Origin of the sequence: Acrocarpospora corrugata, from assembly GCF_009687845.1 — a bacterium.
Lineage (GTDB): Bacteria > Actinomycetota > Actinomycetes > Streptosporangiales > Streptosporangiaceae > Acrocarpospora > Acrocarpospora corrugata.
On sequence record NZ_BLAD01000140.1, the window covers coordinates 1 to 13,306 of the forward strand.

The following is a 13,306-nucleotide window of genomic DNA, read 5'->3' on the forward strand; positions in this document are numbered from 1 at the left end:
TTGCGCTAAGCCATTGTGAATGGCCGGGTACGCACGACTCCAGCATGTCCGGAGCATTCAGCTAGAGAATTCGGACTAATCCTCGAATCTCAATGAATTTGCTCCTTCATGCAGATATGTCTGATTCGCACTTTGCGTGAGTTCATACAGGAGAGTCCGTGCATCTTCTATCCCGGCATGCGCTGCTGGCCGCAGCCGTCGCCATCGGCGCCGGAGCGTTCGCCGCCGTCCCCGCCCACGCCTCCGCTCGACTCGCCACATCCCCGCCGCCCGCCCGACGCCACCAGCCAGACGGCAAGCCAGGCCCAGTCCACGACCGCAACCGCAACCGTCAAGCTGAGCAAGACAGATCAGGCGTCGAAGCCCGCTGTTCCCCTTGTCGTCTGCGGTCCGCCGTACGTACAGGACGACATGAATCTTGGCCCGAAATATCTGCCCAAAACCGGTAACCTCGGCAGGATCTTGAAAGATTACGTACGCTATGGCGGACTGAATCCAGAAAAGTTCCTCTACCGCTACCGGGATGAGCAGATCAATAGCTCGCGTTATCCGGACGCATTCGGATTCGCCCGCCCGTGGGGCTGGCCCAATGCCAGACCGCTCATCTACACGGGGACACTGCCGGTCGGCATGCTGCTCGACCGTTTCGGCGGCGAGGGCGGCGCGTTCCTCGCCCCGTACGGCACGCCATACGAGCAGCGGGCACTACCGCCGAGCAACCTCAACACCGTCTCCGGCGACCCGACCCACCTCTGCAATTACCACGTCTACCGAGTGATCCAGAAATTCCAGGTCGACGCGGGCCCGGCCTCCCGCGCATTCCAGCTGCAGGGCCAGGGCAAGCAGTACCACACGCTCGCGAAGTACATCCCGGGCGCGCCTTCCAACCCCGACGGCGAGGTCTCCATCGGCTGGCTGGCCGATAACGGCTACCTCGAACGCGTCAACTAGCCGACACAGCACCGAGCCCTCCCGGCACAGCACGCGCCGGGAGGACCGCCTGCTTCTCCGGAGGACATCTTCAAGCCGTAGCCACTGCACCTGCCCGGCTCAATAAGCCCAACATGGTGAAGATCGTATGAATTGTGGGTTATTGGCCGATGTCAGGACAAAGATTGGCAAATACTGCCAGAGTTGATCATGGCAGAGGCGCTGGCGAGCAGTATGCGATAAATGTTCATGTCATGAAAATGAGGCTTCTTCGCCTGTTAAGCGCCCCCGTGCTCGCTCTGTCCCTGGTGATCTCGGCCATGGGCACGCCGGCACGGGCCGAAACCGACGCCCAGCTCGCCCTCCAGTGGCTGCAGACCTGGAACACGTACAGGTTCACCCAGGTGGCGGACCCGCTTCCGGCCGGCCGGGCCCGCAAGTCCCAGAGCATCTCCATCGTCATCAACGCGCCGCGTGCGCACGTCTTCAATGCCTACTCCGACTTCCAGCACCACATCGGGGCGAACCCGTTCCTGGAGCGGGTGGTCACCCACTCCGACAAGACCAAGCACGGCGTGCGTACCAAGAATCTCACCGCGATCGAAGTGATCCCCCTTGAGCCGCCCATGACGCTGAACACGCACGCTCAGCAGCGCCTCAACCTCAGCAAGTTCTTCTACGAGGTCGACTCGTGGTCGACGGGGAACGTCGTGACCCACCAGAAGATCGTGTTCGAGAACGTCGGTCTGCTGCGCACCCGCGTGACCGAGCACCTGACCTTCGAGACGACCCTGGATCTCATCGACTACACGCTGACTCAGGGCGTGCTGGCGCACCAGGGCATCCAGCAGGGCCTGAAGCAGCGCATCGAGAGCGGCGCGCTTTAGTCCAGCGGGCGCCCGCGCGTGGTGGCCCGCCGCTGTCGCAGCGGCGGGCCACCGAAACCGTGCCCGGCCCCAGAAGAACGCCGGAAGAACAGTTGAGAACAGCAGCACAGAGGCTCTCGCCGGCGCCGAACCAAAGCCGGTGCCCCGCCATCTAAGGAATCATGACGGCAGACAGGCTGCGCCCGGGGGACCCGTCGAGGCTGGGCCGCTACCGGCTGGCGAGCCGGCTCGGCTCGGGTGGCCAGGGCGTCGTCTACGAGGGCTACGACGAGGCGGCCAACCGCGTGGCGGTCAAAGTCCTGCACGCCTACCTGTCGGGCGACTCCCCCCTTCGCCGCCGTTTCACCCGCGAGGTGACCGCCGCTCAGCGGGTGGCGTCTTTCTGTACGGCACGCATCCTGGGCCACGACCTTGAGGGCGAACGCCCGTACATCGTCACGGAGTTCGTTCCCGGCCCGAGTCTGCGCGCGGCGGTGCGGGAGGATGTGTTCTCGGGTGGCCCGCTGCACCGGCTGGCCGTGGGCATGGCCACCGCGCTGGCCGCCATCCACCAGGCGGATGTGGTGCATCGTGATCTGAAGCCGGAGAACGTCCTGCTGGGGCCCGACGGGCCGCGAGTGATCGACTTCGGTATCGCCAGGGCCGCGAGCCTGTCGATGACCTCGATGGGAGAGCTGGCCGGCACCCCGATGTACATGGCGCCGGAGCTGTTCTCCGGCGGACGGGCCGAGCCGGCGGCCGACGTGTTCGCCTGGGGCGCGATGGTGCTTTTCGCCGCGACGGGACGGGACGCGTTCACCGCTCCGACGACGTTCTCGGTCATCAACCGGCTGCTCAATCACGACCCCGACGTCGATGTCCTGCCCGCGGGGCTGCGGGAGCTGGTTCTGGCCGCGCTGTCGAAGGACCCGGCGGCGCGTCCGTCCGCGCAGGGTCTGCTGCTGGCGCTGCTCGGTGGCGGCGGGGGCGCGACGCTGGCCGAGGGCGCCCAGGCCGCCGTCGACGTGCGCCCGCCCAGCGGGCTGGCGGGCGAGCCGACGCTCGGGGCGGTGGCGGAGAAGGTCTACGCCGGGCTGCCGCCGTCCGAGCGTCAGGTGGCGCGCGATCTGCTGTTGCGGCTGGTGGACGTCCGCGACGGCGAGGAGGTGCCGCGCACCGCGACTCTGGATGAGCTGGTCGAGGTACGGCATCCGGCCGCCGAACGCGTTCTCGCCACACTTGAGCAGGCCCTGCTGGTCCGCCGCAACGAGGACACGGTCGCCATCGGCAACGCCGCCCTGCTGTATGCCTGGCCCAGGCTGCACGAATGGGTGACCGGCGACCGCGACGCGCTCGGCCGTCACCGCGAGCTGGGCGAGGCGGCCCGGCGGTGGGCGCGCAACGGCCGCCGCCCCGAAGACCTCCTCCGCGGCACCGCCCTGCGCCAGTCGCTGGACTGGACCGGCGCCACCCACCTGACCCTGAACATCACCGAGCGGGAGTTCGTCGAGGCGAGCAGAACCGGGTCGGTACGGCAGCGCAGACGCCGGCGCCTGGTCACCGGAGGCGTGGTCGTCCTGCTCATCGCCTCGCTCACCGCCGGCGCCCTGGCCTGGGACCAGTCGGTCAGAAGCGACGAGGCCGGCAGGCACCTGGCCGACGAGCGGGCGCGCGCCATGTCCCGACGGGTGGCGCTCCAATCGGACGCGCTCCGCGGGAGCGACCCGGTGAAGGCGATGCTGCTCAGCGTGGCCGCCTATCGCATCGCGCGGGTCCCCGAGGCGGATTCCGCGGTGCTGAGCTCGCTCGCCCAGCAGGAGCAGTCGGTCTTCATGGACCCCTCCCCCGCCAACGAGGGACGGGCGCTGAGCCCCGATGGGCGGACGCTGGTCAGCGCAGGCGCCGGCCGGGTGACCGCCTACGACGTGGTGACGGGACGGCAGATCAGCACATTCGGCGGAATCGGCGAAGCGCCCGTCACCGCCGCGGTGGGTCCCGACGGCGACACGCTGGCGCTCGCCCGGGGCAGCAGGATGGAGCTGTGGAGCCTGCGGACCGGCCGGCCGCTGGGTGGGGGCCGGTGGTCGCCGGAGGAGATGACCAGCGACGACGGCCGTCCGGAAAGCCTGGAGTTCAGCCCCGGCGGCGGCTACATCATCATCCGCGACAACATCGGCGGGCCGTATGTCGGGTTGTGGAATGTGGCGCGCCGGGCGCTGGAGAAGCAGGACGAGTACGTGAGCGACGTGCGGCTCGGGCCGGGCGACCGCTTCGGCACCGTCAACACGGCGCTGCGGACGTTCCCCGAAACGGGGACGCCGGTGGGCAAGCGGCTCCCCGGTCGCCTGCCGGGGCCGGTTCTCGCCTTCAGCCCCGATGGCGCGCTGGCGGCCGTACAGGGAGATGACACGACGTTGTGGTCGCTGTCCACCGGCAAGCGGGATCGGCGGGTTTTTCCCGGGTACGCCACCGACGGCGGCTTCAGCTCCGACGGCCGCTTCCTGATCACCTTCGACAATTCCGCGGGCGGGCGTCTCACGCTGTGGCGGCTGGCGGACGCGGCCCCGATCCTCCGGCTCACCGTCGCGTCCAGGATCGTCGGATCTCCACGGCTCGACTCCGGGAATCGCACGCTGAGCATCCTGACCGACGCCGGGCAGGTGACCACCTACGACGTCAGCCGGCAGACCGGTCCCCGGCGCGTCCTGCCTTCCGATGCGCTGCACAGGCGGTTCACCGCCTCAGGCGATGCGCTGTTCGCCCTGACCGGGGACACCGTGCGCAGCTGGTCGGTGCCCGGCTTCACGGAGACCGGGCGTTTCGGGGTCGCCGGGAAGGGGTTGATCATGCGGGTCAGCCCGGACGGGCGCACCGTGGTCACCCTCCGGCCGAACGATCAGAGCGCGGGGCCCAAGCTCTGGGACGCCGAGTCCGGGCGAGAGCTGGGCGAGGTGGCCATAACCCCGAGTTACGACTTCGCGGACATGCGGATCAGCCCTGACGGCCGCCTGCTCGCCATCAGTCACACCATGCCCAACGACTATTTCGGCCAAGGCGACGTCGTCATCGTCGAGCTGCCGCAGCGCAGGCAGGTGATGCGGTTCGGCGCCGTCGCGGGAGGCGCGCTGTCCTTCAGTTCCGACGGCAGGTTCCTCGTCACCGCCGATCCCGGGGGCGCCGACGTCATCGATCTCGTCGCCCGTAGGGTGCTTCCGCATGCGGAAGGGCCCGGGACTCTCGCGGAGAGGTGGTTGACGCTCGCGCCGGAGGGTCCGCTGGGCGTTTCGCCGTACGGGAGCAGGGCGGTGGTGCTGTGGGATACCCGCACCTGGCGGACGACCGGGCAGGTGTTCAGGGTGCCGGGAGATGTGGCGGGGGCCAGGTTCTCCCCCGACGGGCGGACCCTGGCGGTCGCCCATGACACCAAGGTGACGCTGTTCGACACGGTCGCGGGGCGGCAGCTCGGCGCCGCCTGGACGGTGACCACCGGCACGTTCGATCCGTACGCGGTGGATGATCCCATGCCCGCGCTTGCTTTCACGGCCGATGGCTCGCTCCTGCGCGTGGTGGGGCATGACGGCGCGTTCCAGGAGTTGCCCGCCGACGCCGCTCGGGCCGTACCGGCCGTGTGTGAGCGGTCGGTACGGCGGCTGACTCAGGAACAGTGGCGCGAGCATGTGGGAGCGGACCTGAGCTACCGGGAGGTCTGTCCTTCCAAGGGCGTGTCCGTGATCAAGTGACTGGGCTGGGTCGAAAGTCCCAGGAGTTGGGGGCGGGTGGGCCCAGTTTCCGGGACGGGCGCGCTTACCTGCCGAATCGGGACGGATGCCTGCGCACGATGGGGCGGTTGTGGCGGAAGATGGTCACTACTTTGATTTGCGCAGCAAGGACGTGAAAGTGACTCCTGGTGATGTCGGGACAGGAGGCCCGCGATGAACGCCGGCCGTCGTCCCATCGGCGAACCTCCGCCAGCCGGCCGGCTCGGGCAGCGGACGCGGTACGCCCTTCTCGTCACCGTGGTGATCTGCGTCGCCGTCGCCGTCCCGCCCCTGCTGATCCCCCGGCAGGACGACCGCGCGGAGGCGTCGGGCGGGCAGGGCATGCGGCCTCCGGCTACCGCGCCCGCCTTGGCCCGTACGCCCATGGCCGGGGGTGGCGAGAGCACTCCGCGTCCGACCGGCGAGGGTAGTGAGAGCACTCCGCAACCGACCGACGAGAGCGCTCCGCGTCCGACCGCCACGCCCGGACGCCCGCGCGTCCCCTCCTGTGCCGCCCCGCGCGGCTCGGAGATCACGGCTGTCCCGGCCTGCCTGATCTACGCGTCGGCGCTCGGGACGGGGTGGCGGGTGTCCGGAAGCGGGACGAACGTCACACCCGGCCGTCCGGTGCCCGACAGCGACCAGGTCGCCGTCAGGATCCAGAAACGGGTGAAGAGCCGCGATCAGCCCGCGACCGTGACGCTGCTGGCCAGCTCGGCCGTGGCGATCGGCGCGGGCAGCCGGCTGCGCCTGCGCGTCTATGGCGGCCGGCAGTACGGCACCATCCTCCGGTTGTCCGCCTCGCCCTCGGCGGGACGGGCGGGCGCCACGACCGTGACACTTCAGGCGCCGCCGGAGCGCTGGGCCTCCTTCGTGGTGCGTGTGGGCGACCTGTCGCCCGCCCGGCTGCGCCGGATCGACCTCGCCATCGCCACCGACCAGCTGCCGCAGTCGTACGAGTTCTACCTCGACGACCTCGCGCTGGGGAAGTGAGATGGCCGCCGCCGCGGGGCACCTGCGGGGCCAGGTCGTGGATCCGCTGGTCGCGCCCGCCGCCATCTGCCGGGCGGTGATGCTGGGCAGGGCCGCGGTCGTGCTCACCTCCGCCGGGGCCGGGCTGCTGCTGGTGCCCAGCCTGTGGCCGGTGCTGTCGGTGATCGCGGTGACCGTGCTCGCCACGGTCGTCGAGGTGACGGTGCTCACCCGGCATCCGGCCGTGGTCCGCCGGGCGTTGCCCGTCATCGGAGTGGACTGGCTGGCGGCCACGGGGATCCTGCTGCTGAGCAAGGGCGGTATGGCGTACTTCTGCTTCGCGGCCGGGTCGGCGGCGCTGGCGGGCGCGCTGCTCGGTATGCGCGCCCTGGGGATCTGGGCCGTCCAGGCCGCGTTCGGGTTCGCGGCCGCGGCGTGGGCGTTGCGGGCGACGCCGTACTCACCGGATGTCGCCGCCTTCGTGATGGCGTTTCCGATGCTCAGCGTGCTCGCGGGCATGGGCGGGGCGGTGGCCGTCGCCGCGCTGGTGCGCTACGTCGATCTGACGGTGGAGGTGGCGGCGTCCGCGCAGCGGTCCGCGGCGGCCGACGAGCGGGCCCGGCTCGCCCGCGAGTTGCACGACTCCGTCAGCAAGACGCTGCGCGGGGTTTCGTTCGCCGCGCTGGCGCTCCCGTCGTCGCTGCGCCGGCACCCCGCCCTGGCCGAGCAGCTCGCCGACACCGTCTCCCGGGGCGCCGAGGTGGCCGCGCGGGAGGCCAGGCAACTGCTGGAGGGGTTGCGCGGCGACATGCCGGACCGATCTTTCAAGGACACCGTCCACCAGGTCTGCCGGTCCTGGCAGGACGGCTCGGGTGTCGCCACGCGGGTGACGGTGGCGTGCGCCGAACCCGGCGTCGCCGTCCGGTACGAGATCGTCCGCGTGCTTCAGGAGGCGCTGACCAACGTGCAGCGGCACGCCTTCGCCTCCCATGTCACCATCCGCCTGATCCAGTCCGGGGGACTGCTGGAGCTGATCGTCGGCGACGACGGGATCGGCTTCACCGTTCCCGAGGAGCTGGGCGGGTTGCAGTCGCAGGGGCATTTCGGGCTCGTCGGCATGGCGGAGCGGGCGCGGGCGGTCGGCGGGCACCTGCGGGTGCGGTCCTTCCCGGGGGCGGGCACCGTGGTCACGGTCTGCGTGCCGGTGGCGGCACTGGAGTTACTCACTGCGAGGGAAATGATGGATGTGATCGAGTGAGCGATGTGATCGACGTGCTGATCGTCGACGACAACCCGATCGTCCGCACCGCCATGTCCGTGTTCCTGGGCGCCGACGACCGGATTCGGGTGGTGGGCGAGGCGAGTAACGGGCATGAGGGGCTCGCGTTCGCACGCCGGCTGCGTCCTGCGGTGACCTTGCTGGATCATCGCATGCCCATCGCGGACGGGCTGTCTGTGGTGAGCGAGATGAGCCTGTACACGAAGGTGCTGGCGCTGACCAGCGACTACACCGAAGATCTGATCGCCTCGATGCTGCGCGGCGGAGTGCGCGGGTACCTGGTGCACGGGCAGTTCGACCCGCCGGAGCTGCTGCGGGCCGTGCTGGCGGTCGCTGAGGGGCGGGGCTGGCTGTCGCCGGTGGCCGCGTCGGTCGCGACCTCGCTGGTACGGGGGCAGGCCGAGCGTGACCAGGAGCAGCGTGAACGAGCCGAGCGGCGGCACGCCGTACAGACGAGGTTCGGGCTCACCAGGCGTGAGCGCGAGGTGCTGAACCTGCTGGCGCAGGGGTTGAGCAACGCGTCGATCGCCGTGCGCCTGGGGCTGACGGAGAAGACGGTGAAGAACCACCTCAACAGCGTTTTCGGCAAGCTGAACGTGAGCAGCAGGACCGAGGCCGTCCTGGTGTGGACCGGCGGTACGCGCGCCTGACACGCGGAGTCCACGGCTCGTCCATGCAGGAGGCGGGCCCGGCCGCCCGGGAATTGGGCCACGGCGCCGACCCCGACTGGGCCTTTCCGCCTAAATCCGCAGGCGGCCGGGTGACTAGCGTTCGACCCGCGCCGCGCGATTCTCCCCCTTGGCGACTCCGCCGGCAACCGTACGGCCTGCAAGCGGGCCTCGCCCCGGCCGTCTCATGAAGCGTCCCACTGTGAAGGGAAATCAATGTCAGACCACACGGTTCGCCCCGGCTCCGGAAGCGGCGCCCCCGCAGGCGGCTCCGCGTCCACGCGGCGGCGCCGATGGAGCCGGGCGGCCGGGACGGCTGTGCTCGCCTCAGGCCTGCTGCTGACCGTGCACCCGTTCGTGCTTCCGTCTTCCGCCGCCACGACGAGTGTGTCGACCGCGGCGGGCTCGCACGCCTCGCACAAGTCGGCGCCCACGCCGGCCGCCACCGGAAAGCCGCCCGTGGTCCCGACGTTCTCCGGGCCGCCGCCGTTCGCCCAGTACCGCGAGATCCACGCCAACTGCAAGGTCACCCATCATTTGTCGGACGACCCGATCGTCTATCCGGGCCTGCCGGGGGCGGCCCACAACCACACTTTCGCGGGGAGCCCGACCACGAACGCCAAGTCGACCAGGTCCTCCCTGCTGGCGGGCGGGTCGAGCTGCCAGGACACCAAGGACAAGTCCGCCTACTGGATCCCCACGCTGTTCCAGAACGGCAAGGTGGTGGACCCGACGATCGTGACGACGTACTACAAGTCTGGTGTCAAGGACTACCGGACTGTGCTGCCCTTCCCGGCGGGTTTCCGGCTGATCGTGGGTGACATGCGGACGGCTTCCGCCGCGGACTTCAAGGGCAACTGGACCTGTGGCGGCAATACGTACAACACTTTCCCGAAGTCCTGCCCGTCGGGCAGTTCGCTGATCGTCCGCCTGAAGGCTCCGAGCTGCTGGAACGGCCGCGACCTGGACACGGCCGATCACAAGAGCCACATGGCCTACCCCGTCAGCGGCGTCTGCCCGGCGTCGTTCCCGATTCCGCTGCCGATGCTGGAGATCAAAGTCCCCTACAAGCTCCCCGGCGGAAAGACCGACGGCCTCGCCTACTCCTCCGGCGCGAGCTACTCCTTCCACTACGACTTCATGGAAGCGTGGGCGGGTAACCGCCAGGCCGAACTGGTGAAGCACTGCATCAACGGCGGACGGCAGTGCAACGGCTACGGCGTCGACCAGCACAAGCCCTGACGGAGCAACGACACACCTAAAAGCCCAGGTCACCAGAACCGTGACCTGGGCTTCGGGCGCGTGAACCCTTAACGGCAGAAATTGGGCGCCGTTTGAGCGGGAAATGGGCTGCAATCCGGAAATCGCCCCCTCCTATGGTCAACCCGTTGCGCTCGCGGAGCACCCGCGAACGCCCAGGGACAAGGGGAGGACCGAGAATGAGTACATTCTCCAGCCGGGCTCGGGAAGCAGGGCAGAACAAGAACCGGAGCCGTGCCAGGCTCGCGACCGGGCTGCTGGTCACGGCCATGGCGTTGCTCGCGATCCCGGCGGCGGCACACGCATCCGCCCGCATCGAGATGTGCGGCGGGCAGTACGCCACCTACGTCGGCACGGCGGGCAACGACGTGGTCTACGGCACCGCCGCGGCCGAGGTCGTCGTCCTCAAGGGCGGCAACGATCTGTACGTGGACCAGGGCGGCGACGACATCGTCTGCCTGGGCGCCGGCGATGACACCTTCACCAACCTGAGCGGAGTCGGCGGCCCACCGGCCACCGGCAACGACGTCGTCTACGGCGAGGACGGAGACGACTCGATCTTCAGCTCCAACGGTTACGACACCTTCTACGGCGCGTCCGGCCGCGACGTGCTGGGCGGCGACCAGGGCAGCCAGACCATGTCGGGCGGCCAGGACAACGACCAGTTCTACGGCGGCCCCGGCTACCAGTCCGCCAACGGCGACGCCGGCACCGATAGGTGCCAGTACACGGTGGAATCCCAGACCAGCTGCGAGATCCTCTACTGACCATCCGCCCGAGGGCCGGACCCCATCAGGGTGTTCCGGCCTTTTGGCCTTCTGCCAGCCATAACACCAGGTAACCGTGAGATTCGAATACCTTCTGGTATCCCTGGGCAAGAAGAAAGTCCACCCGCGACTTCTGCTCGGCCAACGATAAGAACGGAAAGCTCTGCTTTCCCACATCCGCCAATATCCAGGGCGCGCCGCGGTGAGTCCGATCCCAGAGCAGTGTCCGGGTACGGCCCGGTCCCCGAATCGACGCGTCCTGCCCACGGACTTGCGCATGCACCGCCACCAAAGAACAGACTGCCCGCGGCCACAGCCAACGAGCAGTCTGTCCAGGTACGAAATCTAGCTAATCAATCGATTCTTCCACACGCATGGGCCTACTGGAGCAAATCCAGCGATTTGTCACCTTTCCGGCCACGCCCGGAAAGTCGTCGCTCTTGACGAGCGACACCGTCTGTCAGCCAGGAGTTCCAGTAGCAATAGCCCCATCTACCAGGGGGAACTCCACGCCGCCGCCCATAAGGGCGACGTGTCCAAGCTGACGACCGGTGAACCGGTGCCCTGGAAACGCAATGAGCGAACTTCCATGTCCTGGCACGAATTCGCATGCACCTACGTGGACATGAAGTGGGCGCGACGTATCGGCAAAGCAACGCGCGAGCATAGCCCCTATGCCCTGACCACGGCACCCCTGCCATGCCCGGGAAAGCCGCATGCCCCACAACCCCCGGGAGATACGGACGGCACTCCGACGGTGGACTTCAACAAGAAGAGGCCAGCGAATTCACCATGGCTGGCAGACTTACTCGCCTGGCTCAGGAAGAACACCCTTCCCGTCTGTAGCCTGGACGTTCGCAAAACTTCATCGAGCTCAGATAGCCCTGTTGACCTGCAAAGATGCCCTGCCTGCCCTCTATGAGGGCCAGGCTCCACCCCGAATACTAGGTGGTGCTGGAGCGCTGCCTGTGGGTGGCCGTGCTGAAGGCGCAGGCCGATCTCGGGGTGCCCGTGCCGGAGGGCGCGATCGCCGCCTACGAGAAGGTCGTCGGAAGCGAAGAGATCGGTACGCCAGCCCCGTCGGCACGATGAGAACATGCAGCATCGCAGTCTGGCCGGCGCGTCACCGCTGGGTCGTCGCGCTCACCTGAGCGACTGCTGGCCAGGCCGTGGCCACCACCCGGGCCATCGCCACCACCCAGGCCAGCGACGCGGGCACCGCCGTCGACCTGTTCCAGCGCGCCTCCTGGATGGCCGACTGCTGCCGACTACACCGCCGCCACGAACGCCGCGCCGACCGCCTCGGCTCTTTCGTCGCTATCTCCGCCGCGCTGATCTGCTTTCCCACTGGGCCCGGATCTTCGGTAACGCCCTCACCTGGGGCCGACTCACCGAATGAGACTTCGTCTAAGTCCGCAGGTCGACAGAGCTGATCACTGCGCAGCTGAAGATCTCGGAGGGTACGTCGCGTTGTTGGTCCGTCAGCGGATTGAGGAAGATGACCGGCCCATCGGCCGGGTTCAGGGGCCGGGGAAGACTTGGCGGAGTTCGTCCAGATGATGGGCGCCGGTGATGCCGGGCGGGGTGTGGCCGGGGTCGAGTCGGCCGTAGACGAGGCGGACGAAGGCTTCGGCCGGGAGTGTCACGTCGGCTTGCTGGGCGTCGCCGCCTGGGCTGGTCGTCACCGTTTCGGGGGTGAGCGTGATTGTGAAGGTTCTTGCGGGTTCTGAGGTGTGGATGACGAGGGTGTGCGTGGTTCCGGTTGGCTTGGCGCTGAAGCGGGCGATGAGTTCGAGGTTGTCGATCATCACGGCGACGGCGTCGGAGGCGAGGGTGACGTCGGGGCGGGTGACGACGTCGATGTCCCAGGTGTGGAGGACGTGTTCGTTGAGGCGAAGCCCGAAGAACGCGGGGTAGTCGAGAGTGAAGGGGCCGAAGTCGACCGAGCAGCGGGCCTGATCGTCGGGGGTCATGGCTTCGAGCCGGGCGAGGGCGGAACGGTCGGCGGCGAGGGCGTCGGCGGCTTGCGCATCGGTAGCCTTGGCGTTCCACTCGTCCCACACCGACGGCGCGAACTCCGGCGGCGTCGGCTGACCGTTCAGAGCGTCGTCCAGGCGACGCTCGAAGATCACCGCGCCTGATCCGAGGTGAGACAGAACGTCCGCGGTGATCCACTTGGTCGGGTACGCCTTGGCGATCAGCTGTTCGGGCCTGAGCGTTTCGACCAGGTCGCGGAGGCGCTGAATCGAGGAGCGCAGGGGATCGAGCGAGTCAGGCATGGCTGATTCCGTTCGTTGATCGGCAGAGTCAAGCTGGGCTGAATCTCGCAGCCCAGCGGACAGTCGAGGAGCAGGGTGACGCCTATGACGATCATTGCAGCTCCGGGCAAGCAGCTGAGGATGCGGGCGGCGACTGACCGACCATGGAGGGCGGTCCGGGTGCGAGCTCCGATGGACGGAAAGGAACAGGCCGCACGGGCGTCACGAACAGACCACACGGGATGATGAGCACGCCGCACGTGATGGGCAGGGTCGTGGCCTGGCTGGTCGCCCGCGGCGACCGCCGTCTGCCCTGCCGCGGCACCCAAGCCAACGGCCGCCGGCTCCACCACCGCGCCGCCGCTGTCAACCTCCGCCGCCTGGTCAACCTGAAACTCCGCTGCATCGGCAACACCTGGGCCCTCACCCCCACCAGCCCATAGCCGGTGGACGCCAACTCGATGCCGGCCCTCAACCAAGATCTTCAGTGCGTTCCTAGGTCTGTCGTCCGAGAGATAGCCGGACTTATTGCTGAGGCGGGTCCGGGA

Annotated in this window: 13 protein-coding genes; 10 read left to right on the forward strand and 3 right to left on the reverse strand. The window is 68.5% G+C overall.

Annotated features, from left to right (window positions below):
* Positions 1-167: 167 nt before the first annotated feature.
* Positions 168-335, reverse strand: coding sequence for a hypothetical protein (locus tag Acor_RS42715; protein WP_170317358.1), 168 nt, complete (start codon positions 333-335; stop codon positions 168-170).
* A 76-nt stretch (positions 336-411) separates the two neighbouring features.
* On the opposite strand from Acor_RS42715, the gene Acor_RS42720 reads away from it, so the two are divergent.
* From Acor_RS42720 to Acor_RS42725, 9 genes are all read left to right on the forward strand, one after another.
* Complete coding sequence (locus tag Acor_RS42720; protein WP_170317359.1) at positions 412-951, forward strand: TNT domain-containing protein; 540 nt, start codon at positions 412-414, stop codon at positions 949-951.
* A gap of 239 nt (positions 952-1,190) precedes the next feature.
* Complete coding sequence (locus tag Acor_RS40915) at positions 1,191-1,817, forward strand: SRPBCC family protein (RefSeq protein ID WP_246239832.1); 627 nt, start codon at positions 1,191-1,193, stop codon at positions 1,815-1,817.
* A gap of 161 nt (positions 1,818-1,978) precedes the next feature.
* Complete coding sequence (locus tag Acor_RS40920; RefSeq protein WP_155342140.1) at positions 1,979-5,536, forward strand: WD40 repeat domain-containing serine/threonine protein kinase; 3,558 nt, start codon at positions 1,979-1,981, stop codon at positions 5,534-5,536.
* A 192-nt stretch (positions 5,537-5,728) separates the two neighbouring features.
* Complete coding sequence (locus Acor_RS40925; RefSeq protein WP_155342141.1) at positions 5,729-6,547, forward strand: hypothetical protein; 819 nt, start codon at positions 5,729-5,731, stop codon at positions 6,545-6,547.
* 1 nt (position 6,548) lies between these two features.
* The gene (locus Acor_RS40930; RefSeq protein ID WP_155342142.1) at positions 6,549-7,784 is read left to right on the forward strand and encodes a sensor histidine kinase; all 1,236 of its coding nucleotides are present in this window, start codon (positions 6,549-6,551) and stop codon (positions 7,782-7,784) included.
* Entirely contained in the window at positions 7,781-8,455 is a 675-nt protein-coding gene (locus Acor_RS40935; RefSeq protein WP_246239833.1) for a LuxR C-terminal-related transcriptional regulator, read from the forward strand. Before Acor_RS40930 ends, Acor_RS40935 begins: the two co-directional genes overlap by 4 nt.
* 234 nt (positions 8,456-8,689) lie before the next feature.
* Positions 8,690-9,715 (forward strand): DUF1996 domain-containing protein, encoded by a 1,026-nt coding sequence (locus tag Acor_RS40940; protein WP_155342143.1) that lies wholly within the window; start codon positions 8,690-8,692, stop codon positions 9,713-9,715.
* Between the two features lie 197 nt (positions 9,716-9,912).
* A complete protein-coding gene (locus Acor_RS40945; RefSeq protein WP_170317360.1) occupies positions 9,913-10,500 on the forward strand; it encodes a calcium-binding protein in 588 nt (195 codons plus the stop codon).
* Positions 10,501-11,448: 948 nt separating this feature from the next.
* On the forward strand, positions 11,449-11,592 hold the full coding sequence (locus tag Acor_RS42725; protein WP_170317357.1) for a hypothetical protein: 144 nt from the start codon (positions 11,449-11,451) through the stop codon (positions 11,590-11,592).
* 31 nt (positions 11,593-11,623) lie between these two features.
* Here the strand turns inward: Acor_RS42725 and Acor_RS40950 are convergent, their stop codons facing one another.
* Together Acor_RS40950 and Acor_RS40955 are read right to left on the reverse strand one after the other, a co-directional pair.
* The gene (locus Acor_RS40950) at positions 11,624-11,848 is read right to left on the reverse strand and encodes a hypothetical protein (protein WP_155342145.1); all 225 of its coding nucleotides are present in this window, start codon (positions 11,846-11,848) and stop codon (positions 11,624-11,626) included.
* A 172-nt stretch (positions 11,849-12,020) separates the two neighbouring features.
* Positions 12,021-12,779, reverse strand: a complete 759-nt coding sequence (locus tag Acor_RS40955; RefSeq protein ID WP_155342146.1) for a maleylpyruvate isomerase family mycothiol-dependent enzyme — start codon at positions 12,777-12,779, stop codon at positions 12,021-12,023.
* 242 nt (positions 12,780-13,021) lie between these two features.
* On the opposite strand from Acor_RS40955, the gene Acor_RS40960 reads away from it, so the two are divergent.
* Positions 13,022-13,201, forward strand: a complete 180-nt coding sequence (locus Acor_RS40960; protein ID WP_155342147.1) for a hypothetical protein — start codon at positions 13,022-13,024, stop codon at positions 13,199-13,201.
* Positions 13,202-13,306: the final 105 nt, after the last annotated feature.

Coding starts and splice junctions, on each gene's coding strand:
- Acor_RS42720 (WP_170317359.1), top strand. CDS start 412: ATGAATCTTGGCCCGAAATATCTGCCCAAAACCGGTAACCTCGGCAGG.
- Acor_RS40915 (WP_246239832.1), top strand. CDS start 1,191: ATGAGGCTTCTTCGCCTGTTAAGCGCCCCCGTGCTCGCTCTGTCCCTG.
- Acor_RS40920 (WP_155342140.1), top strand. CDS start 1,979: ATGACGGCAGACAGGCTGCGCCCGGGGGACCCGTCGAGGCTGGGCCGC.
- Acor_RS40925 (WP_155342141.1), top strand. CDS start 5,729: ATGAACGCCGGCCGTCGTCCCATCGGCGAACCTCCGCCAGCCGGCCGG.
- Acor_RS40930 (WP_155342142.1), top strand. CDS start 6,549: ATGGCCGCCGCCGCGGGGCACCTGCGGGGCCAGGTCGTGGATCCGCTG.
- Acor_RS40940 (WP_155342143.1), top strand. CDS start 8,690: ATGTCAGACCACACGGTTCGCCCCGGCTCCGGAAGCGGCGCCCCCGCA.
- Acor_RS40945 (WP_170317360.1), top strand. CDS start 9,913: ATGAGTACATTCTCCAGCCGGGCTCGGGAAGCAGGGCAGAACAAGAAC.
- Acor_RS40955 (WP_155342146.1), bottom strand. CDS start 12,779: ATGCCTGACTCGCTCGATCCCCTGCGCTCCTCGATTCAGCGCCTCCGC.
- Acor_RS40960 (WP_155342147.1), top strand. CDS start 13,022: ATGGGCAGGGTCGTGGCCTGGCTGGTCGCCCGCGGCGACCGCCGTCTG.